Origin of the sequence: Pseudomonas sp. GM33, from assembly GCF_000282295.1 — a bacterium.
Classification (GTDB): Bacteria; Pseudomonadota; Gammaproteobacteria; order Pseudomonadales; family Pseudomonadaceae; genus Aquipseudomonas; species Aquipseudomonas laurylsulfatiphila.
The window spans coordinates 24,194-45,475 of sequence record NZ_AKJO01000003.1 but is presented as its reverse complement, the minus strand read 5'-3'; the positions used below and the strand labels follow the sequence as shown (position 1 = coordinate 45,475).

Sequence of the window (21,282 nt, the reverse complement as noted above, 5' to 3'; positions counted from 1 at the left end):
CGAGCCTGCTCGCGAAGCTTTTTAAGGTTTACGCGGACTCAGAACCATCTGCGCCGGAACACTGCGCAAAATCTGCCGCTCCAGCTTCAGGTCAAACTCGGGATCGAGCTTTTTCACCCGTTTTGTCAGCAATGTCGCCAGCCAAGGGTAATCATTGGTGCGTGGAGCCTGAATGCTCACCTCGCACTGAAAATTCACCACATCGGCGGCGATGGCATCCAGTTGGCGACGCAGTTTGCCCATATCGTTGATATTCAGCGAGACCGTGGTGCTTTCAGCCGTCAGATCGATGACCTTGGCTTTTGGCTTGGCTTCGGCAGCTTTCAGGGCCGCTTCGGCTTTTTCCAGCTCGGCCTTGCGCGCCTGGGCAATCGAGCCGTTGACTCCGCCGGTCAGTGCCGGAGCCTTGGGCATCAGCGCGCGGGCACGGCTCAGGGCGGTCGCAGCGGCATCCACATCACCCTTTTGCAGCACGATCTGGCTGCGGCGCAGGTAGGCTTCGGCCAGTTGCCGCTGGTACTGCTCAAGGGAAGCATCGTTGGGCGTTTCGGCCTGCAAGGCCGCCAATTGGTCTTCGGCGGTGGCCAGTTCATCGCTGGCGATATTTTGTTCCAGCTGTACGATGGCCGTGGCCCGCGCATTGGCGGCCTCGGTGGCCGCCGGTGGCGTGCTTTGGCAGGCGCCCAGCAGCAAAGAAAATGCGACAAGGAGCAGATAACGGGAGGCGAACGACTTCATTCCTGCGACTCTCTATTTGCGCAAAAAACGAGCAAGTCTACACCCCTCGACGGGGCAGAACAAAACTCAGCAGAAACAGCGCGGCGGCTGCCACCACAATCGACGGGCCGGCCGGGGTGTCCTTGAACCAGGACAGCGCCAGCCCGCCACACACGGCGAGTATGCCCAGCAGGCTCGCACCCAGTGCCATCTGCTCCGGCGAGCGGGCGTGACGTTGTGCCGCAGCCGCCGGGATGATCAGCAACGAAGTGATCAGTAATACGCCGACGATTTTCATCGCCACGGCGATTACCACGGCGATCAGCAACATCAACGCCAGGCGCAATCCGGCTACCGGAAGGCCTTCGACCCTGGCCAGTTCTTCATGCACCGTGATCGCCAGCAATGGCCGCCACAATGCAATCAGCAAGGCCAGCACGGCCGCACTGCCGCCAAGAATCCAGGCCAGATCGGTTGGACTGATTGCCAGCAGGTCGCCGAACAGATAGGCCATCAGGTCAATCCGCACTTCGTGCATGAAGCTTAGTACCACCAGGCCCAGAGAGAGCGTGCTGGGTGCGAGAATTCCCAAAAGCGTATCGGATGCCAAGGGCTGACGTTGTTGCAAGGTCACCAGTAACACCGCCAGCAGCAGGCAACCAACGGTCACGGCAACCGTCGGGCTGACATCCAGCAGGAAGCCCAGGGCCACACCGAGCAATGCCGCGTGGGACAGGGTGTCGCCAAAATAAGCCATGCGCCGCCAGACCACGAAAGACCCCAACGGGCCTGCGACAACGGCCAGGGCCAGGCCTGCAAGCAGGGCGTAGAGCAGAAAATCAGCCATGCTTGCAGCCATCTCCGTGAACATGGGGTTGGCCCGGTGCGGGCGCCTTGACCACCGAGCCATGCAAGTCGTGGGCGTGGTCGTGATGGTGGTGATAAATCGCCAGGCTTTGTGCGTTTTTCCCGAACAGCTCGACGAACGCCGGATCGCCGCTGACCTGCTCGGGATGGCCTGAACAGCAGACGTGACGATTGAGGCAAACCACTTGATCCGTGGTGCTCATCACCAGATGCAAATCGTGGGAGACCATCAGCACGCCGCAACCGTGACGGTCGCGCAGGCGGGTGATCAGGCTGTACAGCTCCGCCTGGCCGGCCACGTCGACACCCTGTACCGGTTCGTCGAGTACCAGCAGTTCCGGTTCGCGCAACAAGGCCCGGGCCAGCAGCACGCGTTGCATTTCGCCACCGGAAACACTTTGCACCGGGCTGTCGATGACCTGTTCGGCGCCGACTTCCTTGAGTGCCGCCAAGGCCATCGCACGATCTACGCCCGGCACCAGGCGCAGGAAGCGCAGCACCGACAGCGGCAGGGTCGGGTCGACATGGAGTTTTTGCGGCATGTAGCCGACCCGCAGTTTCGGCTTGCGCCAGACGTTGCCGCTGTCCGGTTTCAACAGCCCGAGCACGGCACGTACCAGTGTGGTTTTGCCGGCGCCGTTGGGGCCGATCAGGGTCACGATCTGCCCCGGCTCGACACTCAGCTCAATGTTGTCCAGCACCGGTTGCCCGGCGAACGTGACGGCAACCTGCTCTAGACGGATCAGCGCGTTGCTCATCAAGCCCCCTGGCAACCCGAGCACAGACCGACCACTTCGACGGTCTGGCCTTCGACGATAAACCCGACATCCCTGGCGCTGGCGATGATCGCGTCGCTGATGGACTTTTGTTCGAGCTCGATGGCGGCGTGGCACACACGGCAGATCAGGAACTGACCCTGGTGTGCATGTTCCGGGTGATTGCAGCCGATGAAGGCGTTGAGCGAGGAAATGCGATGGACCAGGCCGTTTTCCAGCAGGAAATCCAGCGCGCGATAGACCGTCGGCGGCGCGGCGCGGCGACCGTCCTGCTCGCTGAGGACCGCGAGAATGTCGTAGGCACCCAGCGGCTTGTGGCTTTGCCACACCAGTTCCAGCACCCGCCGACGCAATGCGGTCAGGCGCAGGCCTTGACGAGCGCACAGGGCATCGGCCTCGGACAAAGCGCTGTGAACGCAATGTGAGTGGTCGTGGGGGCGGCTGGCAATCGGTGTTTTTAGCATGAGCGGCGACGAGTTTTGTGAGAGACGTTATTATGTTACCCGTTCTCGCCTCTTCGAGTGGTCATCGTGTCCCGTCTTTTTTCTATCTTTGTCGCATTTTTCGCAAGTTTTCTGCTGATCGGTCCGGCGCAGGCCGAGGTCAAGGTCCTTACCAGCATCAAGCCCCTGCAGTTGATCGCCGCGGCGGTGCAGGACGGCGTGGCGATTCCTGAGGTCTTGCTGCCACCGGGTGCCTCGCCGCACAACTATGCGCTGCGCCCTTCCGACGTACGCAAGGTGCAATCGGTGGACCTGCTGTACTGGATCGGCCCGGACATGGAAGGTTTCCTGCCTCGCGTGCTCAATGGGCGTACGCTGCCCAGCGTGGCCGTGCAGGATTTGCCAGGCATGAAACTGCGTCGTTTTGCCGAAGATAGCCACTCCCACGCCGAAGAAGCCGACGATCACGACCACGATCATCGCCCAGGCAGCCTGGATGCGCATTTGTGGCTGTCGCCGGTCAACGCCCGGGTCATCGCCACGAAAATGGCGGCTGACCTAAGTGCCGCCGATCCCGACAATGCCGCGCGCTATCAGGCCAACCTGAAAGCCTTCGACGAGCGTCTCGATGCGTTGGATGCGCGCCTGAAGAAACGCCTGGCCGATGTTCAGGGCAAGCCTTACTTCGTGTTCCACGAAGCGTTCGATTACTTCGAAGACGCCTACGGCCTCAAGCACGTGGGTGTGTTCAGCGTCGCGGCCGAAGTGCAACCCGGTGCCCAGCATGTCGCGGCGATGCGCGCGCGCTTGCAGGAAGTCGGCAAGACCTGCGTGTTCAGCGAACCACCGCTGCGTCCGCGCCTGGCGGAAACCCTGGTGGCGGGTTTGCCCGTGAAGCTGGCGGAACTGGATGCGTTGGGCGGGTACACGCCGGCGACGGCCCAGGGCTATGAGCAGGTGCTGGAGAAATTGGGGAATGATCTGGCGGGGTGTCTGGAGTCGTTGTAACCGCTGAAACAAAAAGATCGCAGCCTTCGGCAGCTCCTACAGAGATCGGTGTAGGAGCTGCCGAAGGCTGCGATCTTTTGCTTTTTAAAGGGCGAAAGGCAACGGCGTATTGACCGTCTGCCGCTGCGCCAGGCGCAGCTGGAACTCCATCGGATCGTGAATCAACACGTCCTGCCCGGCGAACGACTCCGCTGCGATCAGGCGTGACAACCAGAACCGTACGCAAGCCACCCGCAGCATGGTCGGCCACAACTCGGCTTCGGCAGCGGTGAACGGTCGCAGGGCCGCATAAGCGCCCAGCAAGGCCCGTGCTCGGGGCCCATCGATTACGCCATCGTCGTCCGAGCACCAGTCGTTCAAGGCAATCGCCACGTCGTAGAGCATCGGCCCGGAGCAGGCGTTGTAGAAGTCGATCAGTCCGGTCAGGTGGGTGCCTTCGAACATCGCGTTGTCGCGGAACAGGTCGGCGTGAATGTTCGCCCGCGGCAGAGCGAGGATTTTTTCTTTCTGTCGGGTGATTTCTTCCAGCGCCCGTTGCAGCAGGTCTTTCTGTTCGGCATCGAGGTGCGACAGGAACTGCGTGCCCTCTTCCAGCATCCAGTCCAGGCCGCGATCGGTTTTGCGTTTGATCATGTTGGCCTGGGTCGCCAGGTGCAGATGGCCGAGCAGTTCACCGACCTGAGCGCAATGTTGCGCGTTGGCTTGCTTGATATGCTTGCCGGCCAGGCGTGGTTGCAGCAACGCCGGTTTGCCCGCCAGTTCGCGCAAGGCCACGCCGTCGGTGGTGCGCAGGGCGTAAGGCACCGGCAGGTCGGCACCGTGCAGCACGTCGAGCAACTCGATGAAGAACGGCATTTCCTGAACCGGGCCGCGCTCGACCAGGGTCAGGACAAATTCGCCCTGCTCCAGGCTGATAAAGAAATTGGTGTTTTCGCTACCGGCGGCAATCCCCTGGAAATCAAGCAGGCGGCCGAGGCCATAAGGGGCGAGAAAAGCTTCCAGCTCGGGCCGAGCCAGGGGGGTGAACACAGACATGTTTAAACTGCCAGTACGGGCGCCGCTGTTGAGCCAGCGCCGATTAAAGTTAGGGACGACTTACCACTTAAAAATTTCCCACGCCGGAATCAGCATATCCGGGTAATCAGAGCGGATGAAGTTTCCCTCCGAGCCATCCGCACGCACCAGGAAATACGGTTTGCCAACCTTTGGGGTGACCTTGATGGCGTACAAAAAGCCGTTTTGCCGGTATTCCTGAATGGTTTTATCGCCTTCCGTGCGAATGGTCACATCCGGGTCTGCCGACGGTGCATCATCCGCCGCCATGACGGTCAATGGTGTGATTGCAAACATGCCAGCCAGCAACAGGCGATTTAGTGTGCGCATGATAACCTTGTCCCTTTGTCGTCAACGGTCCCGCTATTCTAGCGCCGGACCCGCCGAAAAGGTTGATCCTGCTCATGAGCCAAGCCCCCCTCGTCCTGGTGGACGGTTCTTCTTACCTGTACCGCGCCTTTCACGCACTGCCGCCGTTGACCACGTCCAAAGGCCTGCCGACCGGCGCGGTCAAGGGCGTGTTGAACATGCTCAAGAGCCTGCGCAAGCAATATCCGAACAGTCCGTTCGCCGTGGTGTTCGACGCCAAGGGTGGGACTTTTCGCGATGACATGTACGCCGAATACAAGGCCAACCGTCCGAGTATGCCTGACGACATGCGTGTGCAGATCGAGCCGCTGCATCAGAGCGTGATCGCCCTGGGCTTCCCGCTGCTGTGCGTCGAAGGCGTCGAGGCCGATGACGTGATTGGCACCTTGGCCCGCAGCAGCGCGGCGGCGGATCGTCCGGTAATCATCTCCACGGGCGACAAGGATATGGCGCAACTGGTCGATGGTCACATTACCTTGGTCAACACCATGACCGGTAGCAGCATGGACGTGGAGGGCGTGAAGGAGAAATTCGGCGTCGCTCCGGAGCAGATCATCGATTATCTGGCGCTCATGGGCGATTCTTCCGACAACATTCCGGGTGTTCCGGGGATTGGCCCGAAGACGGCTTCAGGCCTGCTGGTTGGTGTGAACGGCGGTCTGACCGAGCTCTATGCGCAGCTCGACATCGTGCCGACCCTGCCGATTCGCGGTGCCAAGACCCTGCCGGCCAAGCTTGCAGAGCACAAGGAAATGGCCTTCCTGTCCTATCAGTTGGCGACCATCAAGGTCGACGTGCCGCTGGACATTGGCCTCGACGACTTGCAAATGGGCGCGGAAGATCCGGCGAAACTCTACGAGTTGTACAGCCTGCTGGAGTTCAAGAGCTGGTTGAACGACCTTGATCGCGATGCCAAGCGCCTGGAGCTGAGCACTCCCGCCGAGCCTGCGCCGGCCGTCGATCTGTTCAGCGAACCAGAGGCCGAAGCACCCACCGCCGCTGCTGAAGCCGCCTATGAAACCATCCTCGATCAGGCGCGTTTCGATGCCTGGCTGGAAAAGCTGAACAACGCCAAACTGTTTGCCTTCGACACCGAAACCACCGGCATCGACGCGCAGCAGGCGCAATTGGTGGGGCTGTCATTCGCGGTTCAGGCTAACGAAGCGGCCTACATCCCGTTGACCCATTCCTACATCGGCGTGCCGCAGCAACTGGACCGCGACACGGTCCTGCGCGCGCTCAAGCCGATTCTGGAAGACCCGAACAAGCTCAAGGTCGGCCAGCACGCCAAGTTCGACATGAACATCCTGGCCAACTGCGCCATCGGCGGCGTACAGGACAACGGCATCACCGTGCGCGGCATCGCCTTCGACACCATGCTCGAGTCCTACGTGCTCAACTCCACGGCCACGCGCCATGACATGGACAGCCTGGCGCAGAAGTATCTGGACCACACCACGGTGAGCTTCCAGGACATCGCCGGCAAAGGCGTGAAACAGCTGACGTTCGATCAGATCGCCCTTGAGCAGGCCGGGCCTTACGCCGCCGAAGATGCGGACATCACCCTGCGTCTGCACCAGGTCCTGTTCGAAAAACTCTCGGCCATTCCGAGCCTGGCCAGTGTGCTGACCGACATCGAAATCCCGTTGGTGCCAGTGCTGGCGCGCATCGAGCGCCAGGGCGCATTCGTCGACGCCGCCCTGCTGGGAGTGCAAAGCATCGAACTGGGCGACAAGATGGTCGCACTTGAACGCGAAGCCTTCGAGATTGCCGGCGAGGAATTCAACCTCGGTTCGCCCAAGCAGCTCGGCGTGATCCTCTACGAAAAACTCGGCCTGCCGGTGCTGAAAAAGACTGCCAAGGGCCAGCCGTCCACGGCCGAAGAGGTGCTGGCCAAACTGGCGGAAGACGACTATCGACTGCCGAAAGTGCTCATGGAATATCGCTCCATGAGCAAGCTGAAAAGCACCTACACCGATCGTTTGCCGGAACAGATCAACCCGCGCACCGGGCGGATCCATACGTCGTACCACCAGGCTGTCGCCTCCACCGGGCGCCTGTCCTCCAGCGATCCGAACCTGCAGAACATCCCGGTGCGCACCGCCGAAGGGCGTCGCATCCGCCAGGCCTTCGTGGCTCCGGCCGGCTACAAGCTGCTGGCGGCGGACTACTCGCAGATCGAGTTGCGGATCATGGCGCACCTGTCACGGGATGAAGGGCTGATGAACGCCTTCCGCCACAATCTGGACGTACACACCGCGACCGCCGCCGAAGTGTTCAAGGTCGAACTGGCCGATGTCACTTCCGACCAGCGCCGCAGTGCCAAGGCGATCAACTTCGGCCTGATCTACGGCATGGGGGCGCAGAAGCTCGGCAAGGACATTGGCGTCGACACCAAGACCGCCAAGGCCTACATCGATACCTACTTCGCCCGATACCCCGGCGTACGCCAGTACATGGACCGCACGCGGGCCCAGGCCGCCGAGCAAGGTTATGTCGAGACGTTCTTCGGTCGTCGCCTGTACCTGCCGGACATCAACTCCAACAAGCCGCAAGAGCGTGCCGCCGCCGAACGCACGGCGATCAACGCACCGATGCAAGGCACCGCGGCGGACATCATCAAGAAAGCCATGGTCGCTGTGGATAACTGGCTGACCGCATCCGGTCTCGACGCCAAAGTCATCTTGCAGGTGCACGATGAACTGGTGCTGGAGGTGCGTGAAGACCTGGTCGACCAGGTTCGCGATGAAATTCGCGTACACATGAGCGAGGCCGCGAAGCTGGATGTGCCGTTGCTGGTGGAAGTGGGAGTTGGAAATAACTGGGATGAGGCTCACTGAGCCTTCCTGTAGGAGCGAGCTTGCTCCTACAGAAAAATGTCGTGTTCTGCTGCGGCATGGTGCCGCGGCAGAAAGGCGTAAACAACTTAGTCCGGAAGGTTATCGGGGTTATTTCAAAGCTATTTGAAAAAAATCTGAACTAATCTTGCGAAGCACTACTCAGAGGTACTGAATGGCTGGTGAAGCCCTTCGATGCTCCTATGTTGTGTTAAGTGTTGGCAGATATCTGGACCCCGCCCTAGCGGTCTAGAGCTTGAACCCCGGAACTTCTCCCTCCCCATATGAAGTCCGGGGTTTTTTTTGCCTGCAGAAAGCTGTCTGGGGGTGCCCCAGACAGCTTTCGCGGCCTTACCGGGTTTCTACCTCGACACCCTTGTCCGCCAGCTCCATCCAGCCTGCCAGTACGGTATAGGCTTCTTCCAGGCCCATGCGTTTCGGGGCCGAGAACAGCTGAATCGTCACCAGATCGCCCCAGCCCTTGCGGATTTCCGCCTGAACCTTGAGCAGCGTGTTCTTGGCCGCGCCATAGGTCAGCTTGTCCGCTTTGGTCAGCAGAATGTGCATCGGCATGCCGGCAGCCACGGCCCAATCGAGCATCAGCAGGTCGAAATCGGTCATCGGATGGCGGATGTCCATCATCAGGATCAGGCCTTTCAAACTCTCGCGGCCACCCAGGTACGCTTCCAGGTGACGCTGCCAGTGTTGCTTGAGCGGGATCGGTACTTTTGCATAACCGTAGCCCGGCAGGTCGACCAGACGGCGTTCATCGTCTAGCTTGAAGAAATTCAACAGTTGCGTGCGCCCCGGGGTTTTCGAGGTGCGCGCCAGGCTGGCGTGGGTCAGGGTGTTCAAGGCACTCGATTTGCCGGCGTTGGAACGCCCGGCGAAGGCGACTTCGAAGCCCTCGTCATCCGGACATTGGTCGACTTTGGCGGCGCTGAGCATGAAGGTGGACTGTTGGCACAGACCGAGGATGGGATTCTTGAGTTGCATGGGATTTCCGATGTGGGCGGCGCCAGGAATGGGTGCGGCAAGCAGTGTCGCTTCCGTTTCAGTGACGCCAGTATATAATGCCGCAGATTTTGTGTGCGCTTTGTCCCAGCGTAGGATGAAGTTCACGAGAGCGACAGACCTTGATTGCGCACTAGAACGCAGCACGCTCTCAACCCTGAAAAGGTCGTTTTATGACGAAATGGCTGCTAGCTGCCGGTGTCTTGATACCGCTTTACAGCGCTCAGGCTACACAGGATCCGGAAGCTGTGTACAACCGTGTTTGTGGTGCCTGTCATTCCGGCCAATTACCCATGGCGCCGAAAAAAGGCGATCAGGATGCTTGGACGCCGAGGTTGGCGAAAGGTATGGAGACGCTGGTGCAACACGTGACCCAGGGTTTCAAGGCGATGCCGCCGCGTGGTTTGTGCATGGACTGCAGTGCCGAGGATTACCAAGCCATCATCCATTGGATGAGCGAGTAAGCCCGGTCCATAACTCTTAACCCTTAGCCGTAGTTGGATTAGCTGATGAAGAAATTGATCGTGAGTCTGCTGTTGACCGTGGGCATCTCCGGCATAGCCCATGCTGCAGGTGAGGCAGTACAACCGGGTGATGCTAAAGCTGGCCAGGCCAAAGCCGCCGTCTGTGGCGCCTGCCACGGCCCGGATGGCAACAGCATGGCGCCAAACTTTCCAAAACTGGCGGGTCAGGGTGAACGCTACCTGACCAAGCAATTGCACGACATCAAGTCGGGCAAGCGCACCGTTCTGGAAATGACCGGCCTGCTGACCAACCTGAGCGATCAGGACCTGGCGGACATCGCCGCCTACTTCGCCAGCCAGAAAGGCAGCGTCGGTGCCGCCGATCCTAAAGTCGTCGCTCGTGGTGAAGCCCTGTTCCGTGGGGGTGACCTGGCCAAGGGCCTGCCATCCTGCACCGGCTGCCACTCGCCAAATGGCGCAGGTAACGCACCAGCGGGCTTTCCGCACTTGGGTGGCCAGCACGCTCAATACGTCGCCAAGCAACTGACCGATTTCCGCAAGGAAGAAGGCGGCCGCACCAACGACGGCGATACCAAACCTATGCAGAGTATTGCCAAGAAGCTGAGCGACGAAGACATCGCTGCGGTGTCCAGCTACATCCAGGGCCTGCACTAAGGCCGGCGGATCGGGCGTTGAGCGCTGTACATATCGCCTGCAACGTTAACGCTCGATTAATCCGTTGCAACGAGTATAAAAAGGGTGGCCTTGGCCGCCCTTTTTTGTGGCCGCTGCCGTTACACTACAGAACTCAAGCCCGCCAGGACCTGTCTGAAAACACGTCGCGCGAGGCGAAAAATTTGTCCAGGAGTGAAGCATGCGTAATCTGATCATCAGCGCCGTTTTTGCCGCTGCCAGCCTGTTCGGCATGACTGCCCAGGCCGCTGAAGCCCCCGCCGCACCTTATGTCGAACTGAGCAATCCGGTTCCGGTCGCCGTGCCTGGCAAGATCGAAGTGGTAGAGCTGTTCTGGTACGGCTGCCCGCATTGCTATGCCTTCGAACCGGTGATCAATCCCTGGGCCGAGAAGCTGCCTTCGGACGTGAACTTCGTGCGCATTCCAGCCATGTTCGGTGGCCCGTGGGACGCTCACGGCCAGATGTTCCTGACCCTTGAAGCCATGGGTGTCGAGCACAACGTTCATGCTGCGGTGTTCAACGCGATTCAGAAAGAGCACAAGAAACTGACCGACAAGAATGACATGGCCGACTTCCTCGCTACCCAAGGCGTGGACAAGGACAAGTTCCTCGCGACTTTCGACTCTTTCGCTATCAAGGGCCAGATCGTCAAGGCTCGCGAACTGGCCAAGAAGTATGAAATCTCCGGCGTTCCAACCATGATCGTCAACGGCAAGTACCGCTTTGACGTAGGCTCCGCCGGCGGTGCCGAACAGGCCCTGCAACTGGCCGACAAACTGATCGACAAAGAGCGAGCGGCTAACAAGGCTGCCGCCAACTAAGGGCAGTCACTGCCATGCGCCGATGGGGTACTGAACGCATCGTTGGCCTGCATGATCCGCGGGTCAACGAGCATCATCTGGAGTCCACGGGCCTGCCCGCAGACAGTCGTCTGCGCTTGCTCAGTTTCAATATCCAGGTCGGCATCAGCACCGAGCGCTACCGGCATTACCTGACCCGGGGCTGGCAGCATCTGCTGCCGCACACCGGGCGTGCCGACAATCTGCAGAAGATCGGCAATCTGCTGGGCGACTTCGATCTGGTCGCCTTGCAGGAGGCCGATGGTGGCAGCCTGCGTTCAGGCTACGTCAATCAGGTTGAGCATCTGGCCCAGCTCGGCGCCTTCCCCTACTGGTATCAACAACTCAATCGCAATCTCGGACGCCTGGCCCAGCACAGCAATGGTGTGCTCAGCCGTTTGCGCCCGTGGGCCATTGAAGATCATCCGCTGCCGGGCCCAAAGGGGCGTGGAGCCATCCTGGTACGCTTCGGTGAAGGCCCGGAAGCACTGGTGGTCGTCATGATGCACCTGGCGCTGGGCGCCCGTGCGCGCAGCCTGCAACTGGCCTACATCCGCGATCTGATCGGCGACTACAAACACCAGGTACTGATGGGCGACATGAACACCCATGCCAGTGACCTGCTGCAAAATTCCGCGTTGCGCGATCTCGGCCTGCTCGCGCCGCAAATGGAAGCAACGTTCCCCAGCTGGCGCCCACAGCGCTGCCTGGACCATATCCTGCTGAGCCCGAGCCTGACCCTGGAAAAGGTCGAGGTGCTGGCACAGCCCATTTCCGATCACCTGCCGGTCGCGGTAGAGATTCGTCTGCCGGGTTCGCTCACGGCCGATGCATTGCCCGCGTTGAGTCCTGCCCCTCGCGGAACCCATGAATGAGCGACGAAACACAGCGCTGGAAAGAGAAATACCTCAAAAGCATCGAACAACAGGAAAAGCTCGAACGTCGCTGGGACGCGCGACTCGACTTGCTGCGTCGCGGGCTGGTGCGCAGTACCCTGGCGGCGGAAGGTACTGACCGCGCGGTTGACCAATGCATGAAGGAAATGCGCGAGGTCGTGCGTACCGATGACATGGACGCCGGCCTGGCCGCGCTGATTCCTCGCCTGGAAAAAGCCGTGCTCGACTCCGAACAGCGTCGGGAAACCCGAATCAATCAGACCAGTGCCGCCCTGACCGCACTGGTCACTCAACTGCAAACATTGCCGCTGCCACGGGATGTGAGCCGGCCACTCAAGAGTTTCGCCAAGCAACTGGATGCGCGGGTCAGTCAGGCGCGTGAGATACCCTTGTTGCTCAGCGAGCTGAGTGGCTTGCAAGGCAAGGCCCTGAGCCAGCTGGAGACCCCGACGGAACCTGGTCGGCCGGGCTTGCTCCAGCGATTGTTCGGCGGTCGTGAAGCAGACGAAGCTGTGGCATCGACAGCTTCTCCTGCGCAGGCGGCCCTCGTAGCCGAGAGCCCTGCGGCGATTATCGAGTCGGCCCCGGTCGCGATTGAGACGGCAATCTGCGAAGTGTCCATGGCGGAGCCAGTTGCAAAGGAGTCCGCGCCGACCGAGCCAGGCGAGGTTTCCCCCGCTCCGGCAGCCGTGGCCCTGGCACCTGCCGTCGCGCCGCCTCAAGCCGTCATTGCAGGCGCGGCAGAAACCGAGCAAGCCGAGAAGCCGACCCCGGAAACACCTCTTGAGTCGCAAGCGAACCCCGACGAGCTGACCGCGCCAGCATCGCCGGACAGCCTGGCCTTGCTTGCGAATCCAACAGCGGAGGTGGTCGCCGCAGATCAGCCGCTATCCGGGCGCGACACTTTCTACGCACTCCCGGATTCCCCAGAGCCCTCCTACAGCTCGGTGGCCAGACACATCGAAGACACGCTGCTGGGGCTGCTCGAAGACCTGACATTGCCCGAGCGTCATCGCCCGCAAGCCGAATCCATGCGCGATCGTCTGAAAAACGGTCTTAACTGGTACGAATTACTACCGATTCTCGACGATTTCGCCACGTTGATGCTGGCCATTACCGACAGCGGCCAGCATGAGTTCGAAGCCTACCTGCAGCGACTGAACGAGCGCCTCGAATCGTTCCAGAGCAACTTGCAGGCCGCCACCGCAGGACACGCCGACAACCGTTCGGCTGCGCGGCAGATGGACACGCAGATCCGCGAACAGGTTGATGGCCTGCAAAGCAGCATGCAGGACGCCGCGGACCTGGAAGATCTCAAGCACGTTCTGGAAAACCATCTCGAAGGCTTGCTGGGCACCATGGACCAGCACCAGAAACAACGCGATGAGCGCGAGCAAGAGGTCGCTGCGCGCCTGCACAGCCTGGCCGAGCGCGTCGCCCATATGGAACAGGAGGCCCAAGGTTACCGTGAGCATCTTGAGGAGCAACGGCAGAAGGCGTTGGTCGACCCGTTGACCGGTCTGCCCAACCGCGCGGCCTGGAGCGAGCGCCTGGATCATGAAGTCAAACAATGGCAGCAACATGGCAGTACCCTGTTGCTGGCCATGCTCGACCTCGATCATTTCAAGCGCATCAACGATAACTACGGGCACCTGGCCGGTGACAAGGTGCTGAAGATCATTGCCAGCGTGTTGCGCAAGCGTCTTCGCGGAACGGACTTCATTGCCCGGTTCGGCGGCGAAGAGTTTGTGCTGTTAATGCCATCCACGGTGCCGGCGGCGGGGCTGAAGTTGCTGGAAAGCCTGCGTGCCTCCATCGAAGCCTGTCCGTTCCACTTCAAGGGAGAGCCGGTGACCATTACCGTGTCTGTCGGAATGTCGGCGTTCAGGCCGGGTGAGCACAGCGATCAGGTGCTCAAAAGAGCCGATCAGGCGTTGTACCGGGCAAAAAATGCCGGACGCAACCGCGTGGAGCCGGGCTGAGCATTATTTGCTCCATTTTGTTTAATTCGCGGCGATTGCCGTCGGCGCGCAAGGCATTACGTTACACTGTTGCATTATTGTCTTGTGTGTACTGCCTTTCGCCATGAAATATCTTGCTCTGATCGTGTCACTTGTAGTGCTGGCCGGCTGCGCCAGCGGTCCGCGTTTTGATACCAGTCATCCTTCAGCCAATTACGACAGCCGTGTGCAGTTCGTGGTGCTGCATTACACCAACGCCTCGCTGGAGCGTTCGCTGCAACTGCTGACCCACGGCGAAGTCAGCAGTCATTACCTGATCGGTGACGACAAGGGCGCCACAATCTACAAGCTGATGGATGAAAACGTTCGCGCCTGGCACGCCGGGGAGAGCGAATGGGATGGCCGGACCTGGCTGAATTCCAGTTCCATCGGTATCGAAATCGTCAACCCGGGGTTCAAGGACACTCCAGCCGGGCGCGTGTGGTACCCCTACAGCGAAGATCAGGTTCAGTCCTTGATCGTATTGCTCAAGGACATCAGCAAGCGCCAGGGTATCAAGCCTCGCGACATCATTGGCCATAGCGATATTGCGCCGTTGCGCAAACTGGACCCGGGACCGCTGTTCCCGTGGAAGCGTCTGGCTGCCGAAGGTCTGGGCATCTGGCCGAGCGAACAGGCGGTTGCGCGCCAGCAAATGCTGTTCGCCGAACAGTTGCCGAGCATCAGCTGGTTTCAGGCGCAATTGGCCCGCCTGGGTTATGCCACGCCGCAAACCGGCGAGCTCGATGTTGCGACACGCCATGTGATAGCAGCCTTCCAGATGCATTTCCGCCCGGCACGTTTCGATGGCACTCCGGATGCGCAAACTGCCGCGCTGCTTTTGGTGTTGAACCAGACAAAATAATGGCGCCCGCCCGGCGGTCAGGGCTTTTTCCCAATCAGCAGCTATAACTCATTGGTAATCCATCGGATATTGCGCAATGACTGCTGCTCGAGAGACCTTCCGTAGTTGGTTCCATCGCCCCTGGTTCCTGGGGCTGATGTCGGCTGTCTTGAGCGCAACGTTGTTGATGGCCGGCAGCCTGTTCGTCGCCATTCATCAGGTCGAGCAAAACGAAAGCGAAGAAATGAATGCTCAGGGCGAGCGCTTTCTCGCCCGCCTGGAGCAGCTGTTCGGGCAACTGCGTGAAAGCCTCGACGACCTTGAAGCGCAACCGTTGCGCGGTTGCGATGCTGAAATGATCGCGACCTTGCAACAGGTTACGTTCAATTATCGCTTCGTCTACGAAGCCGCCTACATGGACTCTTCGCGAATCTGTTCCAATCGCCCTCGCCAGGAAGGGCTGTCGCTGATTCGAGCGCCAGACATCAAAGGCCCGACCTACAGCTATTGGCTCAACACCACCACCGAACCCGATGAAAACCGCGCCGCACTGATGCTGGGGCGCGGGAATTTTCGGGTCGCGACCTCTCGCGGGCATTTGACCGATATGGTCGACCTGTCGCCGGGCAGCAGCCTGCTGGTAGTGCTGGACCATGGTGCACGCGCGATTCCGGTATTGGGCTCATCCCAGATCTGGCCCCCGGTCGAGGCCTGGCCCCCGAAAAACCGTGATGCGCTGCAGATCACCCAGACACGCCTGATATACCGCATGCCCACTGACAACCCTGAGTATCAATTGGTGCTGATCAGCCTGCGTACGGGCATGCATATCCCGTCGGTCTGGTGGTGGCTGCTGCCGGCCAGCCTTGCGCTGGGCATATGCGTCGGGTTCCTGGTGTTCCTGCTGGTGCAACAGCGGCAGTCGCTGGATGCCGAACTGGCCGGGGCGATTCGCCGGGGTGAGTTGCAGGTGCTGTATCAACCGATCTTCGACCTCGATAGCCGCAACTGTGTCGGGGCTGAAGCGCTGCTGCGCTGGCGCAGGCCGGACGGCACCCTGACCAGTCCCGACCTGTTCATTCCGATGGCGGAGGACACCGGGCAGATTCGCCAAATGACGGATTTCGTCTTGCAACGCTTGCTCGAGCAACTCGGTCAGTTGCTGCGTGCCAACCCGCAACTGTACATCTCGGTCAATCTCGCGGCGTGTGATGTGATGGTCCCGCGCATCGGCCAGGTCATGGCGAGGCTGCTGACCCTGCACCGCGTCGCTGCGCGGCAAATCGCCTTCGAGGTTACCGAGCGTGGGCTGGTCGATGTGGTGGTGGCCCGGGAAAACCTGCAATCGCTGCGGGATGTCGGGCACCAGGTGTTGATCGATGATTTTGGCACCGGCTACTGCAGCCTCGCCTATTTGCAAACCCTGCCGGTGGATTGCCTGAAAATCGACAAGGCGTTCATTGATGCGTTGGGCCATGACGCCGCCAGCAGCGGTGTGGCCCCGCACATCATTCACATGGCCCAATCGCTGCATTTGAAGGTGATTGCCGAGGGCATCGAACATGAGGCCCAAGCCGAGTTCCTGAGCAGTGAAGGCGTGAAGTTCGGCCAGGGCTGGCTGTTCGCCCACGCCCTGAGCGCGGTTCAGTTCATTGAATTGATAACCCGGGGGCGACGTCGGGCGGGCGGTCGGCGCCTGGATGACGAAGCGTGACCGCGATCTAGACCGTCAGCGCCATGTAGAACTGAGTACCCTGCCCCGGCCGTGAATAGACGCCCATCCGACCGCCATGCAATTGCACGATTTCCTTGCACAATGCCAGGCCGAGACCGGCTCCGCCTTTCTTGCGCCCGACCTGCACGAACGGCTCGAAGATCCGCCCCTGCTGACCGTAGGCGATGCCTTCGCCGTTGTCCTCGACGCTGACGATGACGCGGTCGCCGTGGCGCCGGGCGTGCAGGCGTATCCGCCCGCCGGAACCGGTGTGACGCAAGGCGTTGTCGAGCAAATTATCGAGTACCCGCTCCAGTTGTGGCTGATCGGCCTGCAAACGCGGCAAAGGCCCCTGCACCTCCACCAGCAGACTGATGTCTTTCTCGGCGGCCGATACGGCAAAGCGTGACTCAGCCTGTTCCAGCAGCGCCTCGATGGAACACGGCGCCAAGGTGAGTTTCTGCAGACCGTTCTGGTAACGGGAGAAATTCAGCAGGTCATTGATCAGCTGCATCAGCCGCTGCATCTCTTCATTCACGGTATCGAGCAGGTCGGCTTCCCGGGAGTCCGGGGCAAAGTGCGCGCGCTCGCGGAATAATCCGAAGGCCATGTGCATGCCGGTGACCGGTGTGCGCAATTCATGGGAGGCGCGCAACACAAATTCGCTGCGTACCCGTTCGAAGGCACGCTGCTCCGTGACGTCATGCAGCACCATCACGGCCCCGAGAATATGGCCCTGGGTGTGGCTGACCGGGGTCAGGCTATAGGTCAGCAGTCGCGACTCGCCATCGACTTCGACACTCAAGTCCTCCGGCGCCCGCTCCAGAGTGCCGCCGCGCAGCACCAGTTGCAGCTGCTCATCGAGTTCAGGGCGCTCCAGCGCCGTGCCCAATCCCTGTCCCAGGCGATCGGATTCCCAGCCCAGCTGACGCTGGGCCACAGGGTTAAGGTGTTCCAGATGGCCCTGACGGTCGATCATCAGCAGCCCGTCGTCGATGCTGTCGAGCACGGCCTGCAAACGCTGCTGGCCGGCCAGCAACTCGTCGACATTGGTGGCCTGATGTTCACGCAGCGCCTGGGCCATGATCCCGAAACGCCGGGTCAACTGGTTGAGCTCCACTGCCGAGGAGATCGGCAGGGTGACATCGAAATTGCCCTGGCCGATATTGTCCGCTGCCTTGGCCAAGGCTTCGATGGGCGCCCCGAAACGCCGGGCAATGGCCTGCGCGGTCACGAAGCCGATGATCAGCACCGCCAGCCCCACCAGGGCGAGCAGCCCGGCGATCAGCAGTGCCCGCTCCCGGGCCTGGCGCTCGGTATCGTTGATGTTATCCAGCGCGCGCTTGTGCTCGGCGATCAGACCATTGCGCAGTGCGTTGAATTTTTCCGTCAGGTTGTCATGGCTGCTGAGCACAGTCGAAGGGTCCGGAGACGCCTCATAAGCTTCGATAAAGCGCTCGTAGTCAGCCTTGGCTTTTCTGAAACCGTACTCGCTTGCATTCTGCTCGGGCTCCTGGGCGATGCCTTCCTCCAGCAATTGGAAGTAACGCTGCTTCGAGGCGGCGAAAGCGGCGGAGTCAGGCTTCTCGCTGAGGATAATGATCAGTTGATCACCCAGGGTCTGGCGCAGCTTGAGTCCCAGGTCCAGGGTGATGAAGTTACTGCGGGTCAGTGCTTCCTGGCTGCCGGCCATCTGCATCACGCTGACCAGCCCGAGCAGGAGCCCGAGCAAGGCGACGGTGATCAGTGCGGAGATGCTCAGGAAAAGCCGGGTCCGCAGTTTCATCGCCAGTTTCATCGCCTATTGCTCACAAGTTGTACTGCTTGCGTTTGCGGTACAGCGTCGAAGCATCGATGCCCAGGGTTTTTGCCGCTTGATCCAGCGTGTCGGCGGTGGCGAGGACCGCGCCGATGTGGGCCTTTTCCAGCTCATCCAGGCTCAGCGCTGCGCCGATGCGCGGTGCATTGTTGACCGGGGTTTCGGCCATGCCCAGATGACTGATCTCGACCCGCTCCTGCGGACAGATGATGCTCGCGCGCTCGATCACGTTGCGCAGCTCACGGATGTTGCCCGGCCAGCGATAGCCCAGCAGGGCTTCCCGGGCCTCGTCGCTCAACGCGCGCGCGGGACGGGCATACTCCTTGACGAAGCGCGCCAGGAAACGATCGGCCAGGTTGAGAATATCTTCACGGCGTTCGCGTAGTGGCGGCAGGTGCAGGGTAATGACATTCAGGCGATAGAGCAGGTCTTCACGGAAACGACCATCGCGGACCATGTCCTCGAGGTTGAGGTTGGTGGCTGCAAGGATGCGCACATCGGCACGGCGGGTCACCGGGTCACCGACGCGCTCATATTCTTTGTCCTGAATGAAACGCAGCAATTTCGGCTGCAATGTCAGCGGAAAGTCGCCGATTTCGTCGAGAAACAGCGTCCCGCCGTCCGCCTGGTTGACTCGGCCCAGGGTGCTTTCGCTGGCGCCGGTGAAGGCGCCACGACTGTGGCCGAAGAGCTCGCTTTCCATAAGCTCGGCGGTCAGCGACGGGCAGTTGATCGTGACGCAGGATTTCTTCGCGCGTTTGCTCCAGCCGTGAATGGCTTGGGACAGCTCGCCCTTGCCGGTGCCGGACTCACCGAGAATCAGGATATTGGCATCGGTCGTGGCCACCTGGCGCGCGGTTTCGAGTACCACTTTCATGGCCGGGCTGTGGGAGTCCAGACCATCCTTGGGCTTGCGCACTTCACCTTCCAGGGCTTCCAGTCGCGCCGACAACTGCCGCACTTCCAGTTGCTTGGCGGTTGCCAAGCGCAATTGATCGGGGCTGCACGGCTTGACCAGGTAGTCGGCGGCACCGGCCTGAATCGCATCCACCGCCGTGTCGACAGCTGAGTGCGCAGTGACGATCACCACCCGCATCCAGGGCGCCTGGATACGCATCTGGGCCAGCACATCGAGGCCGTTGTCTTCGCCCAGACGCAAATCGAGGAAGCACAGGTCGAAGACCTGCCGCTGCAACAGGGCTTCTGCCTGCGCGGCGCTGGTGGCGGTGGCAACGCTGTAGCCTTCGTCTTCGAGGCAGTAACGGAAAGTACGCAGGATGGCGGACTCATCATCCACCAGCAGAATGCGGCCTTGGTGCTCAGTGGCTGATTCCATTTTCCTACGCTCCTTAATGAATGATCTTGATTTAGTCCCGGAGAAATCGGGCAAGTTGCATGATTGATTCTGAGCCATTCCTGTCATGGCAGGGTAGCTTTCATCCGATGCATCGGTTAGCCAGCTGATGTCGCGGCTCTTTTAATAGATGTCCGGTTTCTGACAGCGGCCAGCGTGTATTTCTGACATCTGCGTCCTCCTCTCAATTCAAAAAATTTACACCTTCCTTCAAACGAATCGTGCAATACGCACGACCACACACGTGGCATCGTGCAGGATGCGTACGATGTGATTTCTTTGATGATCTTAAGATATTGATATTAAAGGAAATTAATTCATTTCAATGCTGGCATGCGGGCTGCAATTGTCTGGTTGACCAGGGCATTCAAATACAAACGCCCGCTATCGAATACCGACCCGAGTGGTAGGAGCTCCAGGATGAACCGTCAACGTGCCGCCCACCTGCACCTCTCACCTGTGCATATTCAGCAAGGACTGTTTGCTGTTTTGGCGCTGTTGCTCACCCTTATCGGCGGCCAACAGTTTCTGCGCTGGGAGCAGAGTCAGCAGCCGCAAGCGCCACAACTGTCGATTCAGCATCCGACCCAAACCCATTTCAGTGCTGTTGGCAGCGTTCAGGCCGATAGCCCCCCGCTGCGAATGATGGACGTCGACCAGGCCGGGCCTGCAGGCGAGATACGTCATCAGGAGCGCTGGGTGTTCTAGGTAAAAAATTTCCGCCGCAGCGATGTGCCGGGAAACGCAACACCTCTAAATAGAAGCGTAAGGAGAATCACCATGTTGAGTTGGGCAATCACATTCCTGATCATTGCCATCATCGCTGCAGTACTGGGCTTCGGTGGTATCGCGGGCACCGCCACGGGTATCGCCAAGATTCTGTTTGTCGTGTTCCTGGTGATGTTCATTGCTTCCTTCTTCTTTGGCCGTCGCGGTCGAGGCTGACATGAAAGGTTTGTTCAAGACGCTGGCAGCCGCCCTGCAACCGGGGCGGTAGTGCCATGGCATGCGGGCCTGGGTTTCCCCGGCATGCCTGAGACCCTCATGCAGGGTCCGGAATTTGTACACGAAGGAGGTCACAGCGCCTCTTTCTATCTGCGTCACCTGAGGAAGGCTGGCGCATGACCAAGGGGTCGGGACGTTCTGCCTGTTTCAGGGGCGGAGTGACCTACGGGTACAGGGAGTACCTGCGTAAGGGCCGGGTCAGGAAAAGCTGCTGCGCAAGTTCGCCGGACCACCATGGCTCGACGAGCTTGCGAAGGGCTGGATCACGCAACACATTGAAATAGAGCGCTCGTCTCGATTTCATCACTGTTATCGCCTCGTTGTCACTGTTACGTCGGAAATTACTTTTCCCGGTGTTTCACAGGCGACCGTATATCGAGAAAAATCCATTTTTTTGGGCTGCGATTATTCGCTTTGTCCTGCGGGATTCTGTTGAAAAATCAACGCTCGGCCACTGCTCAAAAAACATTCAATCTGCTCTGTGATGACCGGTTCACGGCACTTATGCCTGCCGAAATGTCGCAATCGAACCGATTGCGACGTCACATTCAGTAAAAAAACCTCATGC

The 21,282-nt window shown here is 60.1% G+C and carries 20 protein-coding genes; 11 read left to right on the top strand and 9 right to left on the bottom strand.

The features are described from left to right. Window positions 1-21 precede the first annotated feature (21 nt). From PMI26_RS29020 to zur, 4 genes are read right to left on the bottom strand one after another with little or no spacing between them, the layout of a single operon-like run. Window positions 22-738, bottom strand: a complete 717-nt coding sequence (locus PMI26_RS29020) for a PA5502 family lipoprotein (RefSeq protein WP_007969804.1) — start codon at window positions 736-738, stop codon at window positions 22-24. Window positions 739-775: 37 nt separating this feature from the next. Further along, window positions 776-1,564 (bottom strand): zinc ABC transporter permease subunit ZnuB, encoded by a 789-nt coding sequence (znuB, locus tag PMI26_RS29025; RefSeq protein WP_007969802.1) that lies wholly within the window; start codon window positions 1,562-1,564, stop codon window positions 776-778. After that, the gene (gene znuC / locus PMI26_RS29030) at window positions 1,557-2,342 is read right to left on the bottom strand and encodes a zinc ABC transporter ATP-binding protein ZnuC (RefSeq protein ID WP_007969800.1); all 786 of its coding nucleotides are present in this window, start codon (window positions 2,340-2,342) and stop codon (window positions 1,557-1,559) included. The genes znuB and znuC overlap by 8 nt, the downstream gene beginning before the upstream one ends. Further along, window positions 2,342-2,824 (bottom strand): zinc uptake transcriptional repressor Zur, encoded by a 483-nt coding sequence (gene zur, locus PMI26_RS29035; protein ID WP_007969799.1) that lies wholly within the window; start codon window positions 2,822-2,824, stop codon window positions 2,342-2,344. The genes znuC and zur overlap by 1 nt, the downstream gene beginning before the upstream one ends. A 66-nt stretch (window positions 2,825-2,890) precedes the next feature. On the opposite strand from zur, the gene znuA reads away from it, so the two are divergent. Continuing rightward, window positions 2,891-3,811: a zinc ABC transporter substrate-binding protein ZnuA gene (znuA, locus tag PMI26_RS29040; protein ID WP_007969798.1), complete on the top strand. Its 921-nt coding sequence runs from the start codon at window positions 2,891-2,893 to the stop codon at window positions 3,809-3,811. An 84-nt stretch (window positions 3,812-3,895) separates the two neighbouring features. On the opposite strand, the gene PMI26_RS29045 is transcribed toward znuA, so the two are convergent. Together PMI26_RS29045 and PMI26_RS29050 are read right to left on the bottom strand one after the other, a co-directional pair. Further along, window positions 3,896-4,846 (bottom strand): homoserine kinase, encoded by a 951-nt coding sequence (locus PMI26_RS29045; RefSeq protein ID WP_007969797.1) that lies wholly within the window; start codon window positions 4,844-4,846, stop codon window positions 3,896-3,898. Between the two features lie 60 nt (window positions 4,847-4,906). Then, window positions 4,907-5,194: a DUF2782 domain-containing protein gene (locus PMI26_RS29050; protein WP_007969796.1), complete on the bottom strand. Its 288-nt coding sequence runs from the start codon at window positions 5,192-5,194 to the stop codon at window positions 4,907-4,909. 74 nt (window positions 5,195-5,268) lie between these two features. Here PMI26_RS29050 and polA point away from each other — a divergent pair, with 74 nt between their 5' ends. Then, a complete protein-coding gene (polA, locus tag PMI26_RS29055) occupies window positions 5,269-8,073 on the top strand; it encodes a DNA polymerase I (protein WP_007969795.1) in 2,805 nt (934 codons plus the stop codon). Between the two features lie 348 nt (window positions 8,074-8,421). Here the strand turns inward: polA and yihA are convergent, their stop codons facing one another. Then, the gene (gene yihA / locus PMI26_RS29060; protein ID WP_007969794.1) at window positions 8,422-9,066 is read right to left on the bottom strand and encodes a ribosome biogenesis GTP-binding protein YihA/YsxC; all 645 of its coding nucleotides are present in this window, start codon (window positions 9,064-9,066) and stop codon (window positions 8,422-8,424) included. A gap of 191 nt (window positions 9,067-9,257) precedes the next feature. On the opposite strand from yihA, the gene PMI26_RS29065 reads away from it, so the two are divergent. The 7 genes from PMI26_RS29065 to PMI26_RS29095 all read left to right on the top strand — a co-directional run bounded on the left by PMI26_RS29065 (window position 9,258) and on the right by PMI26_RS29095 (window position 16,536). After that, a complete protein-coding gene (locus PMI26_RS29065) occupies window positions 9,258-9,548 on the top strand; it encodes a c-type cytochrome (protein ID WP_007969793.1) in 291 nt (96 codons plus the stop codon). 45 nt (window positions 9,549-9,593) lie between these two features. After that, window positions 9,594-10,223, top strand: coding sequence for a c-type cytochrome (locus PMI26_RS29070; protein WP_007969791.1), 630 nt, complete (start codon window positions 9,594-9,596; stop codon window positions 10,221-10,223). Between the two features lie 199 nt (window positions 10,224-10,422). Next, window positions 10,423-11,064 (top strand): thiol:disulfide interchange protein DsbA/DsbL, encoded by a 642-nt coding sequence (locus PMI26_RS29075; RefSeq protein WP_007969790.1) that lies wholly within the window; start codon window positions 10,423-10,425, stop codon window positions 11,062-11,064. Window positions 11,065-11,078: 14 nt separating this feature from the next. Then, complete coding sequence (locus tag PMI26_RS29080) at window positions 11,079-11,957, top strand: endonuclease/exonuclease/phosphatase family protein (RefSeq protein WP_007969788.1); 879 nt, start codon at window positions 11,079-11,081, stop codon at window positions 11,955-11,957. Continuing rightward, the gene (locus tag PMI26_RS29085) at window positions 11,954-13,960 is read left to right on the top strand and encodes a GGDEF domain-containing protein (protein ID WP_007969787.1); all 2,007 of its coding nucleotides are present in this window, start codon (window positions 11,954-11,956) and stop codon (window positions 13,958-13,960) included. The genes PMI26_RS29080 and PMI26_RS29085 overlap by 4 nt, the downstream gene beginning before the upstream one ends. Before the next feature lie 103 nt (window positions 13,961-14,063). Then, window positions 14,064-14,843 carry an N-acetylmuramoyl-L-alanine amidase gene (locus tag PMI26_RS29090; protein ID WP_007969786.1) on the top strand — a complete coding sequence of 260 codons (780 nt, stop codon included), beginning with the start codon at window positions 14,064-14,066 and terminating at the stop codon, window positions 14,841-14,843. Window positions 14,844-14,919: 76 nt separating this feature from the next. Next, window positions 14,920-16,536, top strand: a complete 1,617-nt coding sequence (locus PMI26_RS29095) for an EAL domain-containing protein (RefSeq protein ID WP_007969785.1) — start codon at window positions 14,920-14,922, stop codon at window positions 16,534-16,536. A gap of 7 nt (window positions 16,537-16,543) precedes the next feature. Here PMI26_RS29095 and PMI26_RS29100 read toward each other — a convergent pair whose 3' ends face one another. Then, window positions 16,544-18,334 carry an ATP-binding protein gene (locus PMI26_RS29100; protein ID WP_007969784.1) on the bottom strand — a complete coding sequence of 597 codons (1,791 nt, stop codon included), beginning with the start codon at window positions 18,332-18,334 and terminating at the stop codon, window positions 16,544-16,546. A gap of 10 nt (window positions 18,335-18,344) precedes the next feature. Further along, on the bottom strand, window positions 18,345-19,691 hold the full coding sequence (gene algB, locus PMI26_RS29105) for a sigma-54-dependent response regulator transcription factor AlgB (RefSeq protein WP_007969783.1): 1,347 nt from the start codon (window positions 19,689-19,691) through the stop codon (window positions 18,345-18,347). A gap of 438 nt (window positions 19,692-20,129) precedes the next feature. Here algB and PMI26_RS29110 point away from each other — a divergent pair, with 438 nt between their 5' ends. Continuing rightward, on the top strand, window positions 20,130-20,417 hold the full coding sequence (locus tag PMI26_RS29110) for a hypothetical protein (protein ID WP_007969782.1): 288 nt from the start codon (window positions 20,130-20,132) through the stop codon (window positions 20,415-20,417). A gap of 72 nt (window positions 20,418-20,489) precedes the next feature. Beyond that, entirely contained in the window at window positions 20,490-20,654 is a 165-nt protein-coding gene (locus PMI26_RS30195; protein WP_003177151.1) for a DUF1328 domain-containing protein, read from the top strand. Window positions 20,655-21,282 lie beyond the last annotated feature (628 nt).

Bases quoted from the DNA above. Each gene is read 5' to 3' on its own strand.
- PMI26_RS29020 (WP_007969804.1), bottom strand. From the start codon at position 738: ATGAAGTCGTTCGCCTCCCGTTATCTGCTCCTTGTCGCATTTTCTTTG.
- znuB (WP_007969802.1), bottom strand. From the start codon at position 1,564: ATGGCTGATTTTCTGCTCTACGCCCTGCTTGCAGGCCTGGCCCTGGCC.
- znuC (WP_007969800.1), bottom strand. From the start codon at position 2,342: ATGAGCAACGCGCTGATCCGTCTAGAGCAGGTTGCCGTCACGTTCGCC.
- zur (WP_007969799.1), bottom strand. From the start codon at position 2,824: ATGCTAAAAACACCGATTGCCAGCCGCCCCCACGACCACTCACATTGC.
- PMI26_RS29045 (WP_007969797.1), bottom strand. From the start codon at position 4,846: ATGTCTGTGTTCACCCCCCTGGCTCGGCCCGAGCTGGAAGCTTTTCTC.
- PMI26_RS29050 (WP_007969796.1), bottom strand. From the start codon at position 5,194: ATGCGCACACTAAATCGCCTGTTGCTGGCTGGCATGTTTGCAATCACA.
- polA (WP_007969795.1), top strand. From the start codon at position 5,269: ATGAGCCAAGCCCCCCTCGTCCTGGTGGACGGTTCTTCTTACCTGTAC.
- yihA (WP_007969794.1), bottom strand. From the start codon at position 9,066: ATGCAACTCAAGAATCCCATCCTCGGTCTGTGCCAACAGTCCACCTTC.
- PMI26_RS29065 (WP_007969793.1), top strand. From the start codon at position 9,258: ATGACGAAATGGCTGCTAGCTGCCGGTGTCTTGATACCGCTTTACAGC.
- PMI26_RS29070 (WP_007969791.1), top strand. From the start codon at position 9,594: ATGAAGAAATTGATCGTGAGTCTGCTGTTGACCGTGGGCATCTCCGGC.
- PMI26_RS29075 (WP_007969790.1), top strand. From the start codon at position 10,423: ATGCGTAATCTGATCATCAGCGCCGTTTTTGCCGCTGCCAGCCTGTTC.
- PMI26_RS29080 (WP_007969788.1), top strand. From the start codon at position 11,079: ATGCGCCGATGGGGTACTGAACGCATCGTTGGCCTGCATGATCCGCGG.
- PMI26_RS29085 (WP_007969787.1), top strand. From the start codon at position 11,954: ATGAGCGACGAAACACAGCGCTGGAAAGAGAAATACCTCAAAAGCATC.
- PMI26_RS29090 (WP_007969786.1), top strand. From the start codon at position 14,064: ATGAAATATCTTGCTCTGATCGTGTCACTTGTAGTGCTGGCCGGCTGC.
- PMI26_RS29095 (WP_007969785.1), top strand. From the start codon at position 14,920: ATGACTGCTGCTCGAGAGACCTTCCGTAGTTGGTTCCATCGCCCCTGG.
- PMI26_RS29100 (WP_007969784.1), bottom strand. From the start codon at position 18,334: ATGAAACTGGCGATGAAACTGCGGACCCGGCTTTTCCTGAGCATCTCC.
- algB (WP_007969783.1), bottom strand. From the start codon at position 19,691: ATGGAATCAGCCACTGAGCACCAAGGCCGCATTCTGCTGGTGGATGAT.
- PMI26_RS29110 (WP_007969782.1), top strand. From the start codon at position 20,130: ATGAACCGTCAACGTGCCGCCCACCTGCACCTCTCACCTGTGCATATT.
- PMI26_RS30195 (WP_003177151.1), top strand. From the start codon at position 20,490: ATGTTGAGTTGGGCAATCACATTCCTGATCATTGCCATCATCGCTGCA.